The sequence below is a fragment of the Micromonospora sp. WMMD1219 genome (assembly GCF_049315215.1).
Lineage (GTDB): Bacteria > Actinomycetota > Actinomycetes > Mycobacteriales > Micromonosporaceae > Micromonospora > Micromonospora tulbaghiae.
This window is the reverse complement of record NZ_CP186057.1, coordinates 6,572,324-6,594,778: the sequence shown is the minus strand read 5'-3', so window position 1 is coordinate 6,594,778 and position 22,455 is coordinate 6,572,324. Positions and strand designations below refer to the sequence as shown.

Annotated in this window: 24 protein-coding genes; 7 read left to right on the top strand and 17 right to left on the bottom strand. The window is 72.6% G+C overall.

Annotated elements, in window-relative coordinates; translation table 11 throughout:
- The first annotated feature begins 38 nt into the window (after positions 1–38).
- Both ACN27C_RS30785 and ACN27C_RS30780 read left to right on the top strand, forming a co-directional pair.
- Positions 39–422, top strand: coding sequence for a PadR family transcriptional regulator (locus ACN27C_RS30785; RefSeq protein ID WP_120570861.1), 384 nt, complete (start codon positions 39–41; stop codon positions 420–422).
- On the top strand, positions 419–1,315 hold the full coding sequence (locus ACN27C_RS30780) for a hypothetical protein (RefSeq protein ID WP_422749803.1): 897 nt from the start codon (positions 419–421) through the stop codon (positions 1,313–1,315). The genes ACN27C_RS30785 and ACN27C_RS30780 overlap by 4 nt, the downstream gene beginning before the upstream one ends.
- 401 nt (positions 1,316–1,716) lie before the next feature.
- Here ACN27C_RS30780 and ACN27C_RS30775 read toward each other — a convergent pair whose 3' ends face one another.
- The gene (locus ACN27C_RS30775; RefSeq protein WP_422749801.1) at positions 1,717–2,457 is read right to left on the bottom strand and encodes an alpha/beta fold hydrolase; all 741 of its coding nucleotides are present in this window, start codon (positions 2,455–2,457) and stop codon (positions 1,717–1,719) included.
- Between the two features lie 56 nt (positions 2,458–2,513).
- Here ACN27C_RS30775 and ACN27C_RS30770 point away from each other — a divergent pair, with 56 nt between their 5' ends.
- Positions 2,514–3,473 carry a helix-turn-helix transcriptional regulator gene (locus ACN27C_RS30770; protein ID WP_422749799.1) on the top strand — a complete coding sequence of 320 codons (960 nt, stop codon included), beginning with the start codon at positions 2,514–2,516 and terminating at the stop codon, positions 3,471–3,473.
- Positions 3,474–3,479: 6 nt separating this feature from the next.
- On the opposite strand, the gene ACN27C_RS30765 is transcribed toward ACN27C_RS30770, so the two are convergent.
- Positions 3,480–3,857 carry a nuclear transport factor 2 family protein gene (locus tag ACN27C_RS30765; RefSeq protein WP_422749798.1) on the bottom strand — a complete coding sequence of 126 codons (378 nt, stop codon included), beginning with the start codon at positions 3,855–3,857 and terminating at the stop codon, positions 3,480–3,482.
- Between the two features lie 80 nt (positions 3,858–3,937).
- On the opposite strand from ACN27C_RS30765, the gene ACN27C_RS30760 reads away from it, so the two are divergent.
- The gene (locus ACN27C_RS30760; RefSeq protein WP_422749796.1) at positions 3,938–4,705 is read left to right on the top strand and encodes a helix-turn-helix domain-containing protein; all 768 of its coding nucleotides are present in this window, start codon (positions 3,938–3,940) and stop codon (positions 4,703–4,705) included.
- Positions 4,706–4,870: 165 nt separating this feature from the next.
- Positions 4,871–5,827, top strand: coding sequence for a LysR family transcriptional regulator (locus tag ACN27C_RS30755; protein WP_349878105.1), 957 nt, complete (start codon positions 4,871–4,873; stop codon positions 5,825–5,827).
- Here ACN27C_RS30755 and ACN27C_RS30750 read toward each other — a convergent pair.
- Genes ACN27C_RS30750 through ACN27C_RS30715 form a run of 8 tightly spaced genes read right to left on the bottom strand, consistent with a single transcriptional unit; the run spans position 5,752 to position 13,955 of the window.
- Complete coding sequence (locus ACN27C_RS30750; RefSeq protein ID WP_422749794.1) at positions 5,752–6,987, bottom strand: vWA domain-containing protein; 1,236 nt, start codon at positions 6,985–6,987, stop codon at positions 5,752–5,754. The two genes, ACN27C_RS30755 and ACN27C_RS30750, sit on opposite strands and share 76 nt — an antisense overlap.
- The gene (locus ACN27C_RS30745; protein WP_393159461.1) at positions 6,984–7,820 is read right to left on the bottom strand and encodes an SRPBCC family protein; all 837 of its coding nucleotides are present in this window, start codon (positions 7,818–7,820) and stop codon (positions 6,984–6,986) included. Before ACN27C_RS30745 ends, ACN27C_RS30750 begins: the two co-directional genes overlap by 4 nt.
- Positions 7,817–8,686 (bottom strand): AAA family ATPase, encoded by an 870-nt coding sequence (locus ACN27C_RS30740; RefSeq protein ID WP_350815025.1) that lies wholly within the window; start codon positions 8,684–8,686, stop codon positions 7,817–7,819. The genes ACN27C_RS30745 and ACN27C_RS30740 overlap by 4 nt, the downstream gene beginning before the upstream one ends.
- A complete protein-coding gene (locus tag ACN27C_RS30735) occupies positions 8,683–9,255 on the bottom strand; it encodes a nucleotidyltransferase family protein (RefSeq protein WP_364809318.1) in 573 nt (190 codons plus the stop codon). The genes ACN27C_RS30740 and ACN27C_RS30735 overlap by 4 nt, the downstream gene beginning before the upstream one ends.
- Positions 9,256–9,263: 8 nt before the next feature.
- Entirely contained in the window at positions 9,264–10,133 is an 870-nt protein-coding gene (locus ACN27C_RS30730) for an XdhC family protein (RefSeq protein ID WP_422749790.1), read from the bottom strand.
- Positions 10,134–10,144: 11 nt separating this feature from the next.
- Entirely contained in the window at positions 10,145–12,535 is a 2,391-nt protein-coding gene (locus tag ACN27C_RS30725) for an aerobic carbon-monoxide dehydrogenase large subunit (protein WP_422749788.1), read from the bottom strand.
- A complete protein-coding gene (locus tag ACN27C_RS30720; protein WP_358175862.1) occupies positions 12,532–13,080 on the bottom strand; it encodes a (2Fe-2S)-binding protein in 549 nt (182 codons plus the stop codon). Before ACN27C_RS30720 ends, ACN27C_RS30725 begins: the two co-directional genes overlap by 4 nt.
- A gap of 2 nt (positions 13,081–13,082) precedes the next feature.
- Positions 13,083–13,955 (bottom strand): FAD binding domain-containing protein, encoded by an 873-nt coding sequence (locus ACN27C_RS30715; RefSeq protein WP_422749786.1) that lies wholly within the window; start codon positions 13,953–13,955, stop codon positions 13,083–13,085.
- A gap of 116 nt (positions 13,956–14,071) precedes the next feature.
- Between ACN27C_RS30715 and ACN27C_RS30710 the strand changes: the two genes are divergently transcribed.
- Complete coding sequence (locus tag ACN27C_RS30710; RefSeq protein ID WP_422749784.1) at positions 14,072–15,145, top strand: XdhC family protein; 1,074 nt, start codon at positions 14,072–14,074, stop codon at positions 15,143–15,145.
- Between the two features lie 19 nt (positions 15,146–15,164).
- Here ACN27C_RS30710 and ACN27C_RS30705 read toward each other — a convergent pair whose 3' ends face one another.
- The 7 genes from ACN27C_RS30705 to ACN27C_RS30675 form a co-directional block, all read right to left on the bottom strand.
- Positions 15,165–16,268: an FUSC family protein gene (locus ACN27C_RS30705; protein ID WP_349878096.1), complete on the bottom strand. Its 1,104-nt coding sequence runs from the start codon at positions 16,266–16,268 to the stop codon at positions 15,165–15,167.
- A 180-nt stretch (positions 16,269–16,448) separates the two neighbouring features.
- Positions 16,449–16,778, bottom strand: coding sequence for a cupin domain-containing protein (locus tag ACN27C_RS30700; RefSeq protein ID WP_120570860.1), 330 nt, complete (start codon positions 16,776–16,778; stop codon positions 16,449–16,451).
- An 87-nt stretch (positions 16,779–16,865) separates the two neighbouring features.
- Positions 16,866–17,642: an ABC transporter ATP-binding protein gene (locus ACN27C_RS30695; protein ID WP_349878095.1), complete on the bottom strand. Its 777-nt coding sequence runs from the start codon at positions 17,640–17,642 to the stop codon at positions 16,866–16,868.
- Positions 17,639–18,658, bottom strand: coding sequence for a FecCD family ABC transporter permease (locus ACN27C_RS30690; protein ID WP_120570858.1), 1,020 nt, complete (start codon positions 18,656–18,658; stop codon positions 17,639–17,641). Before ACN27C_RS30690 ends, ACN27C_RS30695 begins: the two co-directional genes overlap by 4 nt.
- Entirely contained in the window at positions 18,655–19,644 is a 990-nt protein-coding gene (locus tag ACN27C_RS30685; RefSeq protein WP_422749781.1) for a FecCD family ABC transporter permease, read from the bottom strand. Before ACN27C_RS30685 ends, ACN27C_RS30690 begins: the two co-directional genes overlap by 4 nt.
- Positions 19,634–20,449, bottom strand: a complete 816-nt coding sequence (locus tag ACN27C_RS30680) for a siderophore-interacting protein (RefSeq protein ID WP_422749779.1) — start codon at positions 20,447–20,449, stop codon at positions 19,634–19,636. The genes ACN27C_RS30685 and ACN27C_RS30680 overlap by 11 nt, the downstream gene beginning before the upstream one ends.
- Positions 20,446–21,447 (bottom strand): ABC transporter substrate-binding protein, encoded by a 1,002-nt coding sequence (locus ACN27C_RS30675; protein ID WP_422749777.1) that lies wholly within the window; start codon positions 21,445–21,447, stop codon positions 20,446–20,448. The genes ACN27C_RS30680 and ACN27C_RS30675 overlap by 4 nt, the downstream gene beginning before the upstream one ends.
- Before the next feature lie 105 nt (positions 21,448–21,552).
- Between ACN27C_RS30675 and ACN27C_RS30670 the strand changes: the two genes are divergently transcribed.
- A complete protein-coding gene (locus ACN27C_RS30670) occupies positions 21,553–22,425 on the top strand; it encodes a helix-turn-helix domain-containing protein (RefSeq protein ID WP_358175879.1) in 873 nt (290 codons plus the stop codon).
- Positions 22,426–22,455 lie beyond the last annotated feature (30 nt).

Here is a 22,455-nt window from a genome sequence, read left to right as displayed (position 1 = left end):
CTTGGACGGATACTCAAGTTGTTTGTATATTCGGCGGCATGGGATCTGCTTCGCGTCCCGCGCTACGGGAACCGTCGTACTTCGTCCTCGCCGCCCTGCTCGGCGGGCCGCTCCACGGTTACGCCGTGATCAAGCGGGTGACCGAGTTGTCCGACGGGCGGGTGACCCTCGCCGCCGGATCGCTGTACTCGGTGATCGACCGGCTGCTCGGCGAGGGACTCGTCACCGCCGACGGGGAGGAGATCGTCAACGGGCGTGCCCGTCGCTACTACCGGCTCACCGACGAGGGCTGTCGCGTACTCACCGAAGAGGCCGACCGGCTCGCCCAGGCCGCGCGGGTGGTCATGGACCGCCTGCCACGCCGGGTCACATCGCAGGCAAGTGCCCCTCAACCTTCTACCGCGAGGATCAGACCAGCATGAGTTCCGATGTTCTGGAGAAGCGTTACCGCCTGCTGCTGCGGGCCTACCCGGCCGGCTACCGCCGCGAACGCGCCGACGAGCTGATCGACACGTTGATCGGCGACGAACCGACCGACCGTCGCTGGCCCAGCCTCCGAGAGGCGGCCTCGCTCGTCCGGGGCGCCCTGCGGGTGCACGGCGGCAGCACCGCGCCCCGGCCCGCCGCCGTGCTGTTCTGGCAGGGCATCCACCTCGGCGCCCTGGCGGCGCTGGCGCTGGGTGTGCTCATCGGCCTGGACGACATCGTCGAGGCGTTCCAGTACGGCGGACTCTCGGACCCCCTGACCGTCCTGCGGAATCAGGGCGTCCACGAAGTCGCGCTGATCGCGGCGCTGGTGGCGCTCGTCGCGGGCCGTACCCGCACCGCCGCCGTCCTGGCGGTCGCCGCGGCGGTGGTGCCGACCGCGATCTCCCAGTACCTGTTCCTCAACGGCCTGCCGCAGTGGTGGGCGCCGGTCGTCGCCGCGCCCCTGATCGTGCTGGGCCTGCGGCGTCCGGCGGACGTGCCGCCGGCGCCCCGGGCCAACGCCGTCCTGGTCACCGCCGGCGTCCTCGCCCTGCACCTGATCCCCGCGGGCGGCCTCCGCATGGTCGACGCGGCCCCGCGGATTGTCGCCGCCGCCATGGTGGTCGCCGGCGTGGCCGCCTTCCTGTGGGTGGCGACCGCCGACCAGCGGCTGCTGATCGCGGTCGTCCCCACCCTGCTGCTGGGCACGCTGCACCAGCTGGACAACGCCGGGCTGACGGGGGAACTGCTGCGCCGGCCCGATGCACTGCCGTCGCTGGTCGTCGCGGTCCTCATGGCTGTCGTCGCGGTCGTGTCGACGCGGCAGCGGCAGCGCACCCGCGCCTGACCAACAAGCGGGCGGTCCGGTCATGACCGGCGTCAGCTGATGCGCGATTCGCCGGAGCGGGCAGGCCGCCGGCGCGGTAGGTCAACGTGTACGCGAATTCCTGCGCCACGAAGTAGCCGGTGGCCGCGGTGATCGCCAATACCACCAGCAGCCCCAGAAGGAGACTCAACGCCCACATGGGGCCATGCTCCTGATCAGGGTGGCGCCGGGTGAATCAGGCCCGTAGCGGCGGTTCAATGGTCTCGGACGTTGGCCGTCGCCCATCGGGTCGCGCTCCTCCTCGTGTCAGCAGGGAGCGCAGAAACCTGACAATTCGCTCCCGACCGATCTCTGGCCCTCGTCGTGACCTCCCGTATCGGTGCCCGGGTGACCTCGGCGCGAGGTCACCCGGGCACCGCGGGCTATGCCGTGGGCCTGGCATCGTGCAGGATCCGGGCCAGCTCGACCGGTCGGCTCAGCATCGGCCAGTGCCAGGTCGGCAGTTCCGCGTACCGCCACGAATCGCCGGCCATGTGCCGGCACAGCGGCACGGTGGCGGCCATCTCGCGTGCCTGCTCGGCGGTGAAGCTCGACAGCACACCGAGGCGGGGGAGCTTCTCCCACGCCCCGGTGAGCCGTACCGGGGTGGTGGCAGTCGCCCACGGCTGGGCCGCCGACCTCTCATCGAGCAACGCGACGACCGATTCATCGACGTCTGCCGCGCTCGCCAGCTCGGCCCACGGCGGGGGTGGCAGCCGCCAGCCGTCGCCCTGTTCGGCGACCACCGCCGCGTTGCGTTCACGCTCCTGGGGCGGGCTGAAATCGGCGTTCGCCGCGCCGTCGGGTAGCGGGCCGGTGTCGACGAAGACCAGTTGGGCGATGCGGTCGGTCATGCGGTCGGCAACGGCGGTCGTCACGACCGCGCCGGCGTAGCTGTGCCCGACGAGAACCACGTCGTGCAGGTCCTCGTAGCGCAGCAGGTTGACCACGTCCGTGACGTGGACGTCGAGGTCGGTGTCCGGGCGGGCCAGGTGGGCGCGCTCGCCCAGGCCGGTCAGGCTCAGCGGGTACACCTCGTGGCCGTGCCCGCGCAGGGCGGCGGTGACCGGGTGCCAGGCCCATGCGCCGAGCCAGAACCCGGGAATCAGTACGAAGGTCGTCATGCCTGACACGCTACGATCAATACCGGACAGGTTCCGCCCGGATGAGGAGTGGGGATTTGACCCGGCCGACCGCGCGCGTACTGGCGTTGCTGGAGATCCTCCAGGCCGGTGGCGGCTTCACCGTCGCCGACCTGGCCGGTCGGCTGGGCGTCGACGAGCGCACCGTCCGCCGATACGCCGCGCACCTCGCCGACCTGGGCATCCCGGTCGAGGCCCGGCGCGGCCGCTACGGCGGGTACCGGCTCGCGCCCGGATACAAGCTGCCGCCACTCATGCTCACCGACGAGGAGGCGGTCGCCGTCATGCTCGGGCTCGTCGCCGCCGGCCGGGCCGGGCTGGTCACCGCCGAAGGCGCGGCCGCCGAGAGCGCGACCGCGAAGATCCGCCGGGTGCTGCCGGCCGTTCTCGCCCGGCGGATCGATTCGCTGCTGGAGACCGTGGACTTCACCGCGCGGATCCGGAAGCCCGCCCCGCCCGGCATCGAGGTGCTGCTGGTGCTCGCCGAAGCGGCCCGGCATCAGCAGCCGGTGAACATCACCTACACCACCTGGCGCGGCCAGTCCGGCGAGCGCCGGCTCGACCCGTACGGGCTGGTCTTCCACGCCGGCCGGTGGTACGTCACCGGCCACGACCACGACCGCCGGGCCGTACGGACGTTCCGGCTCGACCGCATCGGCACAGCCCTCCCCACCCCGGGCAGGTTCGACATCCCGGCCGGCTTCGATCCCACGGCGCAGGTACTCACCGGTCTGGCAGCCGTGCCGTACGCACACGACATCTCCGTGGTGCTGCACACCAGCCTGGAGCAGGCCCAGCGACGGATCCCGCTCTCGGTCGGCACGCTCACCGAGGTTCCCGGCGGAGTACACCTCACCGCCCGGGCCGAACGGCTCGACGGCGCGGCACAGATGCTCGCCGGACTCGGCTGGTCGTTCACGATCGACCGACCGGAGAAACTCAAGGACGAGGTACGGGCCCTGGCTGCCCGACTGCTCGCCGACGCCGACGCTCGGTAGAGGTGGTCAGACCCACCACGCGAGGTTGGCGGTCACGTGGGCCACCGGCTCGATGATCTCCCACGCCTCGGCGATCAGCCCATCGTCGATCCGCCAGATGTCGACGACCGCGATCTCCGGTCCTGCGTCGGGAAGCCAGCGCCGCGAGTACATCACGACGTGATCGCCGTCGGCCAGCACCTGATGGATCTCGACCTGCATGCCGGCAAGCGGTACCAGCGCGGCGCGGACGGCGGCGAGCCATTCCACCTTGGTCGATGTGGTTGAACCCGGCCTGTGGTGGACGAAGTCGTCACTCAGGAACGAGGCGAGCGCCTCGACGTCGCCCGTCTCGATCAGTCCTGCCAGCGCCCGTTGGACGATGCTCTGGTTCTCCGTGGTCATGGATGCAGTGTTTGCGTGACCGCTTCGATTGTCGATGAAATCGGATGTCATGGCGTCCGGCTCGACGATGAGTACGCTCCATGACCGTGCACACGGTCGGGGAACTCCTGCGGCAGTGGCGGCAGCGCCGGGGACTCAGCCAACTGGATCTCGCGATCGCTGCGGATGTCTCGGCTCGTCACGTCAGCCTGGTCGAGACCGGTAAGTCCAAGCCGAGCTCCGACATGATCCTTCGACTCGCGGATCAGCTCCACGTGCCGCTGCGGGATCGCAACCGGCTGCTGCTCGCCGGTGGCTTCGCACCTCGGTACGCCGAGAGTCCGCTCGACCACAACGCACTGTCAGCCGTCCACGACGCTGTCCGGAGGGTGCTCCGCGCCCACGAGCCCTACCCGGCGGTGGTCTTCGATCGCCGGTGGAACATCGTGACGACCAACCGCGCTGTCGACCCGTTCTTCGCGCAGGTGGCTCCTGACCTGCTGCGGCCGCCGGTCAACCTGGTACGGCTGGGACTGGACCCGCGCGGGCTCGCGCGCATGGTCGTCAACCTGGCCGACGTGCGCGCGGTGTTCCGCGCCCGGATCTCACGCCAGCTCGCCACTGCCCCCGACCCTGAGCTGACCGCGCTCTACGAAGAACTGTTGGCGCCCGAACCGCAGAACACGTCGAGTCAACGGATCGAACCGGACGTCGTGATACCGATGATCCTTCGCGTCGGCGGACGAGAGTTGCGGCTGTTCTCGACCATCACCACATTCGGCACCCCGATGGACATCACGATCGACGAAATCGCGATCGAGTCCTACTACCCGGCCGACGCGGAGAGTGCCGCCTACTTCACGACGTAGCGTTCCGTCAGCCGCTGTCGAGTCGCGGGCGCTCACCCCGCGTACCGGTCGGATCGCTCCGAGGCGCGCTGTCCCTGGCGGCGGGGCAATCCGCGGGGAATGATCGGGGTACACCGCGGGCTGCCCGCAGCAGTCCACGGCGCCGCAGAAGGGCGGTCGACGCCGATGACTCCGACGCAGCTACGGGCCTACGTCGCTGTCGTCCGGCTGGGATCGGTCAAGCAGGCCGCCGCACAACTGGAGGTCTCCGAGCCGGCGGTCTCGCTGTTGATCGGGCAGCTGCGCAAGGAGTTCGGAGATCAGCTGTTCACGCGGACGGCGGCGGGGCTGGCCTTCACCCCCGGCGGGCTGCGGCTCGCCAGCCGCGCGGCCGAGATGCTGGGGCTGCAGGACCGTACGGTCCTGGAGGTCAGTTCGGCGGCACACGGCCGCCGGATGCTGCGGGTCGCCGCGTCCAGCGAATTCGCCGAGTTCGCCGCGCCGAGACTGATCGAGCTGTTCGCCAGACGCGCCGCCGACCTCGACATCGAGCTGAGCGTCTGCGACCCCGGCTCCTTCGAGTCGCTGCTGCTGACTCGGGCCGCGGACATCGCGATGGGGCCGCTGCCGCCGGTGGCCGAACCGGCGATCTCCTGCCGGCCCATGATGAACTACCGGCTCGTGACGGTCGTCGGCCCGGATCATCCGCTGGCCGGTGTGCCGGCGTCACCGGGGCAGTTGCGCGACCAGACCTGGCTGCTCGGGCCTTCGGCCACCAACGCCCTGGGCGCTGTCCCGGCGATGCTGCGCCGGCTCGGTGTGCCCGAGGAGCGGCAGCAGATCTTCCAGAGCCACGCGGCAGCGCTGGGTGAGGCCCAGCGCGGCCGGGGGATCGCGCCGGCGCTGTCGTTCACCGTCGCGCCGGACGTCCGTGGCGGCCAGCTCGTGGCGTTGTCCGGGCCGCACGCGACGGCCGAGGCGACATGGCATTCGCTGGTGCTCGTCACCCCCGGCACTCCGTCCGCGGCGGCCGAGCTGTGCCGCTTCGCGTCGACGCCCCGGGCGATTCAGGCGATGATGCGCGGCGTGGGCGTCGCGGTCAACCGTTTCCGGCCCTCGGTGCACGTGACGCTCTGGAGCTGATCGGCGGCGTCCAGCAGGTCCCGGAACGTCGCGGCCGGCAGGAGCCGGTCACAGTAGGGCAGGGCCGCGGCCATGCCCGCCACCAGGGGAGCGAAGCCGGGGGCGCCGGCCCTGGGGTTCAGCCAGACCACCCGGTGGGCACGGCGGCTCAGCCACGCCATCACGGCGGAGAGCTCGGCCGGCGGGTCGCTGTCCCAGCCGTCCGAGCCGATCAGCACCACCGCACCGCGAACCGCCTCGCCGTGCGGGGAGTCGAGCAGCGCCCGCAGGTTCGTCGCGATGCGCGTACCCCCGAACCGGTCGGTCACGGCGGCGCTGGCGTGCGCGATCGCCGCGGACGCCGACGTGTGCCGCAGCGCGACGGTGAGCCGGGTGAGCGTCGTGGCGAAGGCGAACACCTCCGCGTCGGCGGCCACCGCGAAGGCCCGCAGCAGATGCAGGTACGCGTGGGCCTGGGCGCGCATCGACTCGCTGACGTCGCACAGCAGCACGACCCGGCGCGGCCGGCGTACCGGTTGCTCGCGGACGACCTCGACGGGCTCCCACGCGGTGCGACGGGCGCGGGCGATCGTCGGACGCAGTGCGACCCGGCGCCCGGCCGGACCCACGGCGTGCCGCCTGGTGCGCCGGGACGGCCAGCGGGCGACGGCCTCGCGCAGGGCCTCGCCGAGCAGTTCGAGCTGGGCGCCGTCGAGATCCTCGAACGGCCGGTCGGCGAGCCCGGCGAGGGCGCTGGGCCGTCGTTCGGGCAGCCGCAGTCCGGCATCGGAGGGCTCCGCCTCGGCGACGGGCGCCGGCAACGTCGCCCACGGCAGCCCGCCACCATCGTCGGTCTCGTCGGTGTCGGCGGGCACCGGCAGGTGTACGTCGTCACGGGCGCCCGGCGGGGCCGCGGACCGGGTGAGCGGCAGCGGCGGCGTGTCGACGAAGACAGCGGCGAAGACGCGGTCGAAGGCGGCGAGGTCGGCGTGCCGCCGCACGAAGCTGATCCGGGCGGCCCAGTAGAGTGCGGTCGTCTCCCCGAGTGTGCACACGCCGAGCGCCCGGACGAAGTCGCCGGCCTCGGTGAGCCCGGCGGGTACGCCGGCCCGCCGCAACCGGCCGGCGAACGCCGTCGCGAACGCCGCGCGGTCGACGCCGCGCAGCAGTCCGTCGCTCACCTGCGTGCGACCCACCAGGCGATCACCGCGCCGACGACGACGATCCCGACGAGCACCGGCACGAGGCGCTTGACGACGGCACCACCGGCGACGTCGAGCAGGTCCAGCGTCTCCGGTTCGGCGGCGGTGCCGGCATCCGGTCGGCCGGCGGACGCCGGGGCTGCCACGGGAGTGCCGGCCACGGTGGTCCCGGCCACGGTGGTCCCGGACGGGGTGGCGGGCGAGAGCCCGGCGGGTGAGGCGGCGACCGCCGCGGCGTCGGCGTCGGCCGCGAGGGTACGGGGCAGGGCCGTGGAGGCGTCGGGTCCGGTCGCGGCGGACGTGGCGGCGACGGCCGGTGCGGGCTCGGATGCGTCCGGCGCGGTGGCCGCGTGCGGGTCGCCGGTCTCCTCGGCCGCCAGCCTCGCCTCGAGGTTGGCGACGAACTGGGCGAGCAGCTTGCCCGACACCTCCTTGATCATGCCGCTGCCGAACTGGGCCAACCGCCCCGAGATCTTCAGATCGGTGTCCACGCTGACGACGGTGCGCCGACCGTCCGGCCGAAGTTGGGCGGTGACCAGGGCGGACGCGTTCGCCGCCGACCGCCGGTCGCGGCCCTTCGCGTCGATCACCCCCCGATAGCGACTGTCGTCCTTCTCGACGAAACGTGCGGTGCCGGCAAACTCGGAGACGACCGGACCGACCTTGACCTTCACCGTCCCCTGGTGGACGTCGCCGTCGACGCCGGTCAGCCGGGCGCCCGGCAGGCACGGTGCGATGCCCTCCAGGTCGGTGAGGATCGTCCACGCCCGCGCGATCGGGATGTCGACTGTGAACTCGTTGGTGATCTTCATGCCGGCCTCTCCTGGTGTGCGCCGAGCGCGGCGGCGACGGCGGCGCGGTCGTCGGGGGTCTTGGCGATGGTGCCGATGGTCCGGACGACGTCGTCGGCGCAGAGGTCGGCGGCGCCGAGCACTGACAGCGCGGCGACCCAGTCGATGGCCTCGGCCATGCCGGGTGCCTTGTCCAGGCCGAGGGCGCGTACGTCGCCGACGAAGGCGGTCGCCGTGCGGATCAGCCCTTCGGTGGCGCCCGGCACGGCCCGCCGGACGATCTCGGTGGCGCGGTCCGGCTCCGGGAAGTCGATCCAGTGGTACAGGCAGCGGCGGCGCAGCGCGTCGTGCAGGTCGCGGCTGCGGTTGGAGGTGAGCACCACGACCGGCGGCGTGGTCGCGGTGAACGTACCCAGCTCGGGGATGGTGATCCCGGACTCGCCGAGGAACTCGAACAGCAGCGCCTCGAACTCGTCGTCGGCCCGGTCGATCTCGTCGATCAGCAGCACCGGCGGGACCGGTCCCGGGTGGCGTACCGCCCGCAGGATCGGCCGTTCCTGCAGGAACTCCGCGGCGAACAGGTCGGCGTCGGTGAGCGAGGCGTGCCGGGCCTCGGCCAGCCGGATGGCGAGCAACTGCCGCTGGTAGTTCCACTCGTACAGCGCCTCGCCGGGGGTCAGGCCCTCGTAGCACTGCAGCCGGATCAGTGTCGTGTCCAGCGCCCGCGCCAGCGCCTTCGCCGCCGCGGTCTTGCCGACGCCGGGCTCACCTTCGAGCAGCAGCGGCTTGCCCAGCTCCAGCGCGAGGAAGACGGCCATCGCCATGCCGTCGTCGGCCAGGTAGTCGACGGCGTCCAGCCGGCGCCGCACGGCCTGCGGATCCTTCACCGCGCCTCGCCCGAGAGCAACCGCCGGTAGTCCGCGCGGGTGTCCACGTCGATCGGCACCGGCCCGTCCACCGGCACCTCCGTGACCGGGTGCCGGCCGGAGTGCAGCAGCTTCCACACCGCCTTGTCGCCGTGCAGGACACGCAGCTCCGGCAGGACGTCACGGGCGAACCAGAACGGGTGCCCCAGGCCGTCGGCGTACCGGCACACCGCGAGCGGGGTGGTCGCCGCCGCGACCCGGCGTACGTCGGCGGCCCGTACGCCGGGCTGGTCGCCGAGCAGGAGCACGAGCCCGTCGGCGCGCGGGTCCACCACCTGCGTCGCGGCGCGGATCGACGATCCGCAGCCCGTGCTGAACTCGGCGTTCTCGACGACCTGGACCCCGGTCAGGTCCACCCGCTCGCGGACCAGGTCGGCGGCGCCGCCGAGGGTCACCAGCAACTGGTCGAAGGCGCACGAGCGGGCCAGGTCGAGGGTGGCGTCGAGCAGCGTCCGCCCCCGGTACGGCAGCAGTTGCTTGGCCTCGCCGAGGCGCACCGACGCCCCGGCGGCCAGAACCAGGCCGGTCACGAACACGGCTACGCCGCCACGTGCCGGTCGCGGCAGCCGGGGCAGCAGAACCAGTGGTCGGTGCCGTCGATCCGCACGTGCGGGGTGTCCGGCCCGACCAGGACGGTCATCCCGCACACCGGGTCGACTGCCTGCTGGGGGAGCGCCGCGGATGGCGCGGGGGAGGAGGCGGCGAGGCCGTCCACCCGGAGCGCCCGCACCACCTCGGCCATGATCGACAGCGCGATCTCCTGCGGTGAGCGCGCCCCGATCTCCAGTCCGGCCGGGGTCCGGACCCGGGCACGCTCCGTGTCGGAGAGCGCAAGTTCGTCGAGCACCGCCGCCCCGCGCTTCCGGCTGGCGACCAGCGCCACGTGCCCCACCCCGGCATCCAGCGCGGCGCGGACGGCGTCCTGTTCGCCCTTGCCGAGGCCGGCCACCACGACCGCCGTCGCGCCGGAGAAGTCACCGGACGTGGCCACCTCGAAGTCGAGGAAGGCAGCCAGAGTGGCCACCGCCGCGCTGATCGGTGTGTCACCCACCAGACCCAGCACGGGTACGGGCAGCACCGGGCGCAGGAAGATCTCCAGCGCCCCGCCCGAGTGGCACGGGTTGACCACGACCCGTGCCCCCGGCGTGTCGGGGAAGGCGGGCGCGCCGTCCGGCAGGACCCGCAGCAGCAGCGCGTTGCCGTCCCGGAGCGTGTCCAGGGCGGCTGTCCGCACCGAGTTCTCGGCGCACATCCCGCCGACGAAACCCTCGATGGTGCCGTCCGGCAGGATCACGGCGTCGTCGCCGGGCCGGGCCGACGTCGGGTCCTGCGCCCGGACCACTGTGGCGTGCACGAACGGCGCGCGCGAGACGGTCAGATCATGCGTACGGCGGGCGATCGTCGTCATGGCCACCTCCCCTAGATCGGCGGGCGGGCGTTGCCGCGCATCGCGTCCCAGACGCGCGACGGCGTCAACGGCATGTCGGCATGCCGTACGCCGAAGGGTTCGAGGGCGTCGACGACCGCGTTGACGATGGCGGGCGGGGAGCCGACGGTGGCCGACTCGCCCACGCCCTTCGCGCCGATCGGGTGGTGCGGGGACGGGGTGACTGTGAAGCCGGTCTCCCAGTCGGGCACCTCCAGCGCGGTGGGGAGCAGGTAGTCCATGAGCGACGCGCCGAGGCAGTTGCCGTCCTCGTCGAACGCGATCATCTCCATCAGGGCCATGCCGACTCCGTCGGCCAGCCCGCCGTGCACCTGACCCTCGATGATCATCGGGTTGATCCGGGTGCCGCAGTCGTCGACGGCGATGAACCGCCGCACCTTGACCTGCGCGGTGCCGGGGTCGATGTCCACCACGCAGATGTACGCCCCGTGCGGATACGTCAGGTTCGACGGGTTGTAGCAGATCTGCGCCTCCAACCCGCCCTCGACGCCCTCGGGCAGGTCGCCGGCACCGTGCGCCCGCATCGCGATGTCCTGGATGGTCACGCTCTTGCCCGGGTCGCCCTTGACCCGGAAGGAACCCTTCTCCCACTCCAGGTCGGCGACCGAGACCTCCAGCATGCCGGAGGCGATGATCTTGGCCTTGTCGCGGACCTTGCGGGCGACGAGGGCCGCCGCGGCACCGGACACGGGGGTGGACCGGCTGCCGTACGTGCCGAGACCGAACGGCGTGTTGTCGGTGTCGCCGTGCACCACGTCGATGTCGTCCGGCGGGATGCCGATCTCCTCGGCGACGATCTGCGCGAACGTCGTCTCGTGTCCCTGGCCCTGGGACTGCACGCTGAGCCGGACCACGGCCTTGCCGGTCGGGTGCACGCGCAGCTCACAGCCGTCGGCCATGCCCAGGCCGAGGATGTCCATGTTCTTGCGCGGGCCGGCGCCGACGGCCTCGGTGAAGAACGCGATCCCGATGCCCATCAGCTCGCCCCGGGCCCGCTTCTCGGCCTGCTCGAGGCGCAACTCGTCGTAGCCGGCCATCTCCATCGCGAGCCGCATCGTCGGCTCGTAGTCGCCGGAGTCGTACACCCAGCCGGTCTTCGTCGTGTACGGGAACTGCTCCGGGCGGATGAAGTTCTTCAGCCGCAGTTCCGCCGGGTCCATGCCCAGCTCGTCGGCGAGGCAGTCGACGATCCGCTCGACGAGGTAGACGGCCTCGGTGATGCGGAACGAACAGGCGTACGCCACGCCGCCGGGTGCCTTGTTGGTGAAGACCGCCGTCATCTTGCAGTACGCGGCCTCGATGTCGTAGCTGCCGGTGAAGACCCCGAAGAAGCCGGCCGGGTACTTCACCGGCGCGGCGGTGCCGTTGAACGCGCCGTGGTCGGCGAGGACGTCGGTCCGGATGGCCAGGATCCGGCCGTCACGAGTCGCCGCGATCTCACCACGCATGATGTAGTCGCGGGCGAAGCCGGTGCTGATCAGGTTCTCGAAGCGGTCCTCCATCCACTTCACCGGCTTCCCGGTGACGATCGACGCGACGATCGCGCAGACGTACCCCGGATAGATCGGCACCTTGTTGCCGAAGCCGCCGCCGATGTCCGGCGAGATCACCTGGATCTTGTGCTCGGGGATCCCCGCCACCAGGGCGTAGAGGGTGCGGTGCGCGTGCGGCGCCTGCGTGGTGGACCAGAGGCGCAGCTTGCCGTCGACGGCGTCGAAGTCGGCGAGCGCCCCGCACGTCTCCATCGGCGCCGGGTGCACCCGCGGATAGACCAGGTCCTGGGTGACCACGAGGTCCGCCCGGGCGAACACGGCCGCGGTGGCCGCCTCGTCACCGGTCTCCCAGTCGAAGCAGTGGTTGTCGGTCTTGCCTTCGAGATCGTCGCGGATCACCGGGGCGCCCGGTTCGAGCGCGCGGCGGGCGTCGACGACCGGATCGAGGACGTCGTACTCGACGTCGATCAGCTCCAGCGCGTCCCGCGCCGCGTACTTGTCCTCGGCGACGACGAACGCCACCTCCTGGCCCTGGAAACGCACCTTGTCGGTGGCGAGCACGGCCTGCACGTCGTTGGAGAGCGTCGGCATCCAGGCCAGCCCCTGCTCGGCCAGCATCGCCCCGGTCACGACCGCCTTGACGCCGGGTGAGGCCTCGGCGGCGCTCGTGTCGATGCTCAGGATCCGCGCGTGGGCCACCGGCGAGCGGAGGATGGCCAGGTGCAGCATGCCGGGCAGCCGGACGTCGTCGACGAACCGGCCCCGGCCGCGGACGAACCGCGGATCCTCCTTCCGCAGCATGCGGCCGTATCCCACCGGCTTCTGGTCGTTGTCGTGGAAGGTGTCCACGCGCTCGTGCACAGTCGTCATACGACGCTCCCGGCGGGCCGGCCGGCGTTGTCGATCTCGCCGGCTTCGCGTGATTCGGTGGTCTCGGTGACCGCGGCGGCGGCGTTGGCCTCGTGTACGGCGGCCCAGCGCACCGAGCGCACGATGGTGGCGTAGCCCGTACAGCGGCAGATCTGACCGGAGATCGCCTCGCGGATCTCCGCCTCGGTCGGGTCCGGGTTGCGGTCGAGCAGTGCGCGGGCGGTCATCATCATGCCGGGGGTGCAGAAGCCGCACTGCAGGCCGTGGCACTGGATGAAGCCCTGCTGGACCGGGTCGAGCTCCGCGCCCTTCGCCAGGCCCTCGACGGTACGCACCCGGTGTCCGCCGGCCATCGCGGCCAGCACGGTGCACGACTTCACCGGTTCGCCGTCGAGCCACACGACGCAGGTGCCGCAGTTGCTGGTGTCGCAGCCCGCGTGCGTGCCGGTCAGGTCCAGCACGTCGCGCAGGAAGTGCACCAGCAGCAGGCGACCCTCGATCTCCCGGGTGACCTCGACGTCGTTGACGGTCATGGTGACCTGCATGCTCAGCTCCTCGCCCGTTGCACGGCCCGGCGCAGGGTCCGTCTGGTCAGCTCGTCGGCCAGGTGCCGTTTGTAGTCCGCGCTGCCCCGCTGGTCGGTGACCGGATCGCAGCTGCGCGCGGCGATCGCACCGGCCTGCTCGAAGAGGCTCTCGCTGGGCTCCTGCCCGCGCAGCGCCGCGGAGATCGCCGGGATACCGGTGGTGTTCGGACCAACAGCGGCCAGCCCGACCCGGGCGTCGGAGATCACGTCGCCGTCGAGCCAGACCGCCGCACCGGCCGAGACCACCGCCCAGTCCCCGGCCCGGCGCTCCACCTTCTCGTAGGCGCTGCCGCAGCCGGGCCGCACCGGCAGCCGGATCTCGACCAGGATCTCCCCGTCGCCGACGGCCGTCTCGTACGGCCCGACGTGGAACTCCTCCATGGACACCACCCGTTCGGCGCCGCCCGGCCCACGGATCACGCAGCTCGCGTCCAGGGCGGTGCAGACCGCGGACAGGTCCTCCGACGGGTCCGCCTGGCACAGCGAGCCGCCCAGCGTGCCCCGGTTGCGCACCACGGGATCGGCGATCACCCGTTCGGCGTCGGCGAAGATCGGGAAGGCCGCCGTCAGGGTGGCGGACTCGAGCAGTTCCCGGTGCCGGGTCAGCGCACCGATGCGTAGCTCGTCCGGACCCGCCTCGATGTAGCCGAGCTCGTCGTGGAGATCGTTGATGTCGATGAGATAGTCGAAACTGGCCAGCCGCAGCTTCATCATCGGCAGCAGGCTGTGCCCGCCGGCGATCAGCCGGGACGTGCCGCCCAGCCGTTCCATCAGGCTGATGGCGTGGTCCACACTGGTTGCTCGTTCGTACTCGAACGGGGCCGGCACCTGCATATCGCACCTCCGGAAGTCGTCAATGTGGTGCCGGTGCCCGCGGAAGTCAACGCCGACCTAAGCAAGTCCTTAGGTCGGCGTTGACGGTGCCGCTGCTGCTCACGGATCGTGCGGCAATGCGAGACATCGTCGACGGCTTGACCGCGTGGCGTGCCGCCGGCGTCCGGTTCGCCGTCGCGACAGTCGTGCGGACCTGGAGGTCGGCGCCCAGACCGCCGGGCGCGGCCATGGCGGTCTGCGCCGACGGCGAGGTCGTCGGCAGCATCTCGGGAGGGTGCGTCGAGGGCGCGGTGTACGAGCTCTGCCAGGAGGCCATACGCACCGGCCAGGCACGCACCGAGACGTACGGTGTCGGCGACGACGACGCCTTCGCGGTGGGCCTGACCTGCGGTGGCACCATCGAGGTCCTGGTGCAGCCGGACGTCGTGCTGACCGAACCCGACGCGGTGCTCGCCGCGATCCGGGCGGGTGCGCCGGTGGCGACGGCGTCGGCCGGGACAGCCCAGCTGGTGGTCTGGCCCGACCGGGTGGCCGGCACTCTCGGCGACGCCGACCTGGACCGTGCGGTGGCGCAGCAGGCCGAGGGCATGCTCGCCCTCGGCACCACCGGAGCCGTCCGACTCGGTACGCGCGGGCAGCAGCGGCACGACGAGGTGTCCGTCTTCGTCCAGTCGTACCTGCCGCCACCACGGATGATCGTGTTCGGCGCGATCGACTTCGCGGTCGCGGTGGCCCGGATCGGCCGTTTCCTCGGCTATCACGTCACTGTGTGCGACGCCCGTCCGGTGTTCGCCACCCGCAAGCGCTTCCCCGACGCCGACGCCCTCGTCGTCCAGTGGCCGCACACGTACCTGGAGTCGACGACAGTCGACGAGCGGACGGTGCTCTGCGTCCTCACCCACGACCCGAAGTTCGACGTCCCGCTGCTCCAGGTCGCCCTGCGCACCCCGGCCCGCTACATCGGCGCGATGGGCAGCCGCCGCACCCACGCCGATCGGTTGCGCCGCCTGCGCGAGGCGGGCGTGGACGAGGCCGCCCTCGCCCGGCTCTCCTCGCCGATCGGGCTCGACCTGGGGGCGCGGACGCCGGAGGAGACCGCCGTGGCGATCGCCGCCGAGTTCGTCGCCCTGGCCGCGGGAGGCTCCGGCCGGCGGCTGACGGACCTCGACACCCCGATCCACCACCGCTGACCGGCCGGCAGCGTACTCGTCACCCCCGGCTCAGGCCGAGCGCCTCGTCCACCCGGTCCAGCACCGTCACGTCGTCGTGGCCGACGCCGCGCAGCAGGTCGATGGCGGTCGCCCGGATCTGCCCGACGATCATGGTGACCGGCAGCGGCGGATCGGTCCGGAGCAGGCCGGCGGCGATCCGGACCGCCTCCAGGGCCGCCGTGTCGGCCTGCTGCGCGTGCCGGTCGGCGTCGGCGCCGGTGAGGTCGTGGGCCATGGCCTCACCGGCCGACCGTACGGCGGAGGTCAGCGCGCCGATCGCGGCGGCCAGCTCCGGCGGGGTGGCGGTGTGCCGGCGGGTCAGGGTCACGCCGGCCCGGGCCAGCACGCGGATGTTGCGGGCGGCGTAGTCGAGCTGCCGCAGCGTGGCCTCCACCTCGACGAGCTTGCCCAGGTGCCGGCGGCGCAGTCCCAGCCGCAGCGTCTCCCCGGTGGCGAGCACGGCGGCCTGCATCTCGGCGACGCAGTCGTCCACCTGCCGCGCCCGGTCCAGCGCGGCGCGGGCGGCGTCCTCGTCGCAGCCGCGCAGGGCCGCGTTGACCTGGTCGAGCAGGTCGGCCAGATCGGTGTAGCTGCGGCGGGCCTGGGCCACCAGTGGCGCCAGCGGGTCACGGGCGGCCATCAGTTGACTGGCGCCCAGTGCCACCACGCCGCCGATGAGCGCGTCGACGAAGCGGAACGGCATCAGCGTCCCGTTCGGCGCGGAGACCACCACCAGGTACATGGCCGAGACGCTGGCCTGCACGACCAGGGCCCGGCGGGCCCCGATCACCACGAGCGTCGTGGTGGTCAGCAGCAGCACCAGCAGAACCGTCTCGGTGCCCGGGCCCAGCGCGTACACCAGCAGCTCCGCGACGAGGACGGCGGCTGCCACGGCGAGCAGGATCTCGACGGTCTGCCGCAGCCGTCGACCACGGGACTCGCCGAGCACGACGAGCGCGGCCGTCGGTGCGAAGAACGGGTCCGGGTGACGGATCACCACCGCCGCCACGATCCAGGCGACCACAGCGGCGGCGGTCAGCTCGACCACCGTCATCCCGTCGCCGCGCAGCCGCGCGACGGCGTCGCGTAACCAGGTCCGCACCGGTGGTGCCCCTCTCGCCGGGCGGACCCGGACCGGCCGCCGCTTGATCTTCGCGAGGAGGGCCACTACCCCGGCCGTGACCTGCTCAACCGTTCGGTGGCCGGCGACGGACCCGGGGCACGCCCGGCGGTTGGTCGCGGTCGGCCTGGCCGCCCTGGCCGCCCTGCCGGGTTCGGGCCGTCAGCGCTTGGCGACGGTGAGCAGCACCGCGGAGTCTTCGAGCGCCTCCAGCGTGTGCCGGCGGTCCGGCACGATCAGCAGGTCGCCGGCTGAGCCGTCCCAGGATGTCTCGCCGGCGCCGAGCCGCACCCGGCCGCGCAGGACGTGCACGGTGGCCTCGCCGGGGTTCTCGTGTTCGCCGAGCATCTGCCCGGCGGTCAGCGCGATCAGCGTCTGTCGGAGCCTGTGCTCGTGACCGCCGTAGACGGTGGAGCTGCTGCGGCCGCTGGAGGAGGTGTGCGCGCGCTCCAGCTGCTCGCGGGCCAGCGCGGTCAGGGATGACTTCTGCATCAGGTGTCCCGTCCTTTCGTCGTACCGCTTCTCCCGAGCCGCCCAACCGGCTCAGGTCGACTCTGGCATACCGACGAGGGCTTCCGGCTAGACGGTCGGAACCACCATCGGGGCGCCGGTGACCGGGTTCGGCATCACCACGCTGGGCAGACCGAAGACCTCCCGCATCAGGTCGGCGTCCACCACGTCGGCCGGCGGCCCCTGCGCGACGATCCGGCCGGCCTTCATCGCCACGATGTGATCGGCGAACCGGCACGCCTGGTTGATGTCGTGCAGCACCGCGACGACAGTGCGTCCCTCGTCGCGCAGCTTGGCGAACAGCGCCAGCAGCTCGTACTGGTGCGTGATGTCCAGGAACGTGGTGGGCTCGTCCAGCAGCAGGTACGGCGTCTCCTGCGCCAGCACCATGGCGATCCAGACCCGTTGCCGCTGGCCGCCGGAGAGTTCCTCGACGGGCCGCTCGGCCAGGTCGGTGACGCCGGCAACCGCCATCGCCGACCGGACGGCCTCCTCGTCGGCGGCCGAGCCCGCGCCGAGCAGGGACTGGTGCGGGTAGCGGCCCCGGGCGACGAGCCGCCGCACGATGATGTTCTCCGGCGCGACGAGGCCCTGGGGCAGGAAGCCGACCTGGCGGGCGAACGGCTTCGGCCGGTGCTCGGCGACGTCCCGGCCGTCGAGGCGTACCGTGCCCGACGCCGGTGTGAGCAACCGGACGAACGCCTTCAGCAGCGTCGACTTCCCGCAGGCGTTGGGGCCGACGATCGCCGTGAACGCGCCGTCCGGCACGGCCAGGCTCACCCGCGTCGACACCACCCGATCGCCGTAGCCGAGCGTGACGTCCTCCGAGGTCAGGCGGCTGGTCACCGTCGTTTCACCTCCATGCCGAGCAGCCAGATGAGATAGCAGCCGCCGATCGCCGTGGTGACGACGCCGACCGGCAGCGCGACCGGCGCGAGCAGCAGTTGCGCGACGAGGTCCGCGGCGAGCAGCAGCACCGCGCCGGTCAGCGCCGCCGGCACCAGTGGGACGCCTGCGGCCCGCGCGAGCCGCCGGCCGATCTGGGGCGCGGCGAGCGCGATGAACACGACCGGCCCGGCCACCGCTGTCACCGTCGCGGTGCAGCCCACGCCGGCCAGGACCAGCAGCAGGCGGAGCCGGCCCAGGCGTACGCCGGTGGTGCGCGCGATCTCGTCGCCCAGCGCCGCCTGGTGCATGGCGTGCGAGATCACGGCGAGCAGGAGGACGAACAGGCCGATGACGGCGAACGGGAGCCGCACCTCGGCCCAGTCGACGCCGTTGAGTGAACCGGCGTTCCAGCCGGTCGCGGCGAGCGCCACGTCGATCTCGGCCCGCAGCACGATCCAGGAGTTGAGCGCGGTCAGCATCGCGTTGACGGCGATGCCGATGACGACCAGCCGGACGCCGCTGAGCCCGGAGTCCAGCGACAGCAGGTAGATGAGCGCGGCGGCGAGCAGCCCGCCCGCCACCGATCCGGCCGCGAGTTGCCCGGCGGTGCCGTTCAGCACGGTGATCGCGACAAGCGCGCCGGTGTACGCGCCCGCGTCGAGGCCGATCACGTCGGGGCTGCCCAGCGCGTTGCGGGTCAGGTTCTGGAAGACCGCTCCGGCCAGGCCCAGCGCGGCGCCGAAGACCAGCGCGGCGGCCACCCGGGGGAGCCGCCACTCCCGGATCACGAAGGCCGAGTCGCCGCCCTGGAACAGGGCGTCGAACACCTCCGCCGGTGTCGCCCACTCCGGTCCGTGGCTCAGCGTCAGCAGCGCGAGGGCCGCCGCGGCCGTGAGCAGCCCGGCCGAGGCGACGGCCGAGCGCCGTTCGACCTCGACCGCGAGGCGTCCCGCCCGCAGCCTCACCGTGCTCACAGCGCCGCCGCCCCGTAGCGGCGGACCGCCCAGATCAGCACCGGAGCGCCCAGGAACGCGGTGACGATCGACACCGGGACCTCGCCAGTGGGCAGCAGGACCCGCGAGCCGACGTCCGCGACGAGCAGCAGGATCGGCCCGAGCAGCATCGCGTACGCCATGATCCACGGGATCGAGTCGACTGCGAGCCGCCGCGCCAGGTGCGGAACCATCAGCCCGACGAACGCGATCGGGCCGGCGACCGCGGTGGCGACGCCGGTGAGCAGCGTGACGAGCACCAGGACGGTGACCCGGGTCCGGGTCACGTGCGCGCCTAGCGAGTGGGCGACGTCCTCGCCGAGGGCGAGCGCGTTCAACGGCCGGGTCGCGACCATCGCGGCGGCCAGGGCGGCGACTGTCACCAGCACCGGCAGCACCAGCGGCGTCTGCTCGGCGCCGGCCAGCGCCCCGACCGACCAGAACCGGTACCTGTCGAAGACGTCCGGGAAGCCCAGCCGCAGCCCGAGCGAGACGCCCATCAGCACCCAGCTCAGCGCGACTCCGGCGAGGACCAGCCGCAGCGGTGAGGTCCGCCCGACGGCGTAGACGGCGACGGCGGCGAGCGCGGAGCCGGCCACCGCGAGCACGAGCTGCCCGGCCTGCGACCCGGCGACGCCCGCCAGCACGCCCAGGTTGATGGCGAAGCCGGCCCCGGCTGTCACGCCGAGGATGCCCGGCTCGGCCAGCGGGTTGCGGGTGAGCGTCTGGATCAGCACCCCGGCGGCGCCGAGGGCGGCGCCGACGCAGACGCCGAGGATCGTGCGGGGCAGCCGGATGTCGTGTACGACGAGATGGTCCGTCGTGGCCGCGAAGTCGGTCAGCGCCCGCCACACCTCGGCCGGCGCGACCGGCCGCGCGCCCACGGCCATGCTCGCACCCGCCGCGACGACGAGCAGCGCGGCGGACACGAGCAGGAACGCCGCCCGGCGGGACAGGTCAGTCTTCAAGCCCGGCGACTCCGCGCTTCCAGTACCCGGTGATCAGTGAGTCGAGGCGGCCGGCGCTCCAGGCGCGCAACGGCCTGATGTCGTTCGCCTCCCCGGCCGCGAAGAGGAACGCCCGCCCGGCCGGCAGACGCAGCGACCCCACCTGCTGCGCGAGCGTGGACCCGGTGGCCGCGCGCACCAGCCACGTCACCGCCACCCCGTCGCGGTGCGCGAGCGGGTAGTCCCGTTCGGCCGGGTCGTCGACCTCGGCGACCACGTGCCCCGACACGTCGGCCGGGGACTCCTCCAGCCACCTGGCGACGGCCGGCAGAGCGGTGGCGTCGACGGCGAAGACGTAGTGGTCGTAGCTGTGCGGGAACGCCTTCGCGCCGGGCGGGCCCGCGATCGTCACCCCGTCGCCCACCGCCGCCGCGTCCGCCCACGCCGACGCGACACCGCCGTCGTGCAGCACGAAGTCCAGGTCGATCTCGCAGGCGGCGGGATCGTAGCGGCGCACCGTGTACTTGCGGGTGGTCGGCAGCGGGCGGGGCCAGTCGAGCATGCCCCGCCCGTCCGGGACGGGATCGCGCCGGGTGCCGTCCGGATCCGGGAAGACGAGCTTGACGTGGTCGTCCGCCTGGTAGGTGTGGAAACCGGCGAGGGCCGGGCCGCCGAGCGTCAGCCGCACCATGCGCGGGGTCAGCCGCCGCCGGGCGACGACCCGGACCTCGCGTACGTCGATCGGGTAGCCGATCCGGACCGTGCCACTGCCCGCGCGGTGGTGGGCGGCGACCCGGCCGGCCGGGTCGTGACGGTCGACTGTCATCGGGCCAGCAGCGGCGCGAATGCCTTGTCGACGGAGTCGAGCGTCCGGAGGGCCGACTCGTACGTCGCCGCCTCCGTGTACTGCAACCCGAACACCCGGCCGGCCTTGACCGCGGGCAGGTTCTTCCACAGCGCGGAGTCGAGCACCTGCTTCACCGCCTCGGCGGGGGTGCCGTCGGGCTGCAACGTGTACGTGATGGCGTCGGCCTCGCCGAGGCTCGTGGGCAGTTCCTCGATCGCCGGGTACTCGGTGACGTCGAGCCCGCCGCCGCCCTTCTCCTTGACCTCGCCGTAGTAGGTCACGCCCGCGTCCTGGGCGATGTTCGTGCCCCACGAGCCGGCGAACTCGCGGTGGAAGGTGCCCTTGGCGATCTCGCCGTAGCTGCCGACGTGCCCGAACTTCAGGCCCGCGAGGGCGGCGCCGTACTTGTCCTTCAGCTCCGCGGCCCTCTTCTCGTACGTCTCCTTGGCCGCCTCGAAGTTCGCGCCGCGACCGGCGGCGTCGGACTGCCGGCGGGACAGCTCGCGCCACGCGGCGGGCGTGGTGGGGCCGATCGCGACGACCGGCGCGATGCTCTCCAGCCGCTTCATGTCGATGCTGCCGAGAGCCGGCTTCGGCACCCCGATCACGATGAGGTCCGGCTTGGCGGCGGCGACGGCCTCGTAGTTGGTCTCGGCAGCGGCCTCGCCGGCGACCTTCGGCAGCCGTTCGTAGGTGGCCCGGTCCTGCTCGGTCATCAGCGCCAGGCCGCGCTTCCAGCTGGAGATCCCCACCAGTGCGGCGTCCGCCTCGATCAGGACCGGCACGGCGTAGCCGGTGGCGACGACCCGCTTGGGGTCGACCGGGATCGTGATCTCGCCGTTGTCGGCGGCGAAGACGCGGGTCGCGGCGTCGCCGGACTTCGCGGCGGAGTCGCCGCCGTCGGATCCGCAACCGGTGACCACGGCGAGCGTCACCGCGGCGGCGGCGATCACGCGCCAGTGCTGTCGTACGGACATCTGCCAGTTCCTTCGGGTTCTCAACACAGAGGTGCAGCCCCGCTGGGCTGCAGAGCTTAGGCTAGCCTTACTTCTGTGGGCGGAATGTCGCCGAGAGGTCAACCGATGTCGGGGAGAGGTCAGAGCGTGATGGTCACCGGCCCGATCACGGCGGATCCGGTCAGCTGCGAGGAGTTCGGCTACGGCCTGGGCCGCCCCGACGGCATCCTCCTCCTGCGCTACCGGTCGGTGACCCGGCTGGCGTTCGCCGAGAACCGGGAGGACTTCCTGCACCAGTTCTACTGGTCACCCGACGGTCTGCTCTCCGCCCGCCACGGTCGGCACACGACCTTCCTCGGGCCGGACGAGGTCTTCTGGGTGCACCGGGCCGTCACCCACGAGGTGCACGCGGCGGACCGGCAGACGGTCTACCGGATCTGCCTGCGCGAGGTGCCCGACGCCCTCGACGGGCTGGGGGCCGGTGTCGCCACCATCGACGCCGAGGCCGTTCGGCTCGTGCTCACGCTCGCCACCGCCGGCTACGACGAACGCGACGCCCCCGCCGCCCGCAGCCGCGTCATGGCCGGGCTCGCCCCCCGGCCCGACCCCGACGACCGGCAGGCCGGCGGTACGGGCGTCGCGCTGGCGGTCGCCACGGCCCTGGCCCGCGACCCGGGCGACACGACGGGGCTCGCCGAGTGGGCGGACCGCCTGCACGTCAGCGTCAAGACGCTGCAACGCGACTTCGACCGCGAGTTCGGCATGTCGTACTCGCAGTGGCGCACGAAGCTGCGCCTGCGCGCGTCGCTGGCGCTGCTGGAGACCCGGCCGGTCGGCGAGGTAGCCCGCCGCATCGGGTACGCCAGCCCGTCCGCGTTCATCTCCGCCTTCGCCCGCGAGTACGGCTACACGCCGGGTCGCGCCGCCGCGATGCGGCGTACCGCTGACATCCCGGCGCCCCGCGCGGCGAGGAGTTTCCGGCGCCCGCCCGCCCCCTGACCGGCCCGGTCCTGCCGGAACGGGTGGCGC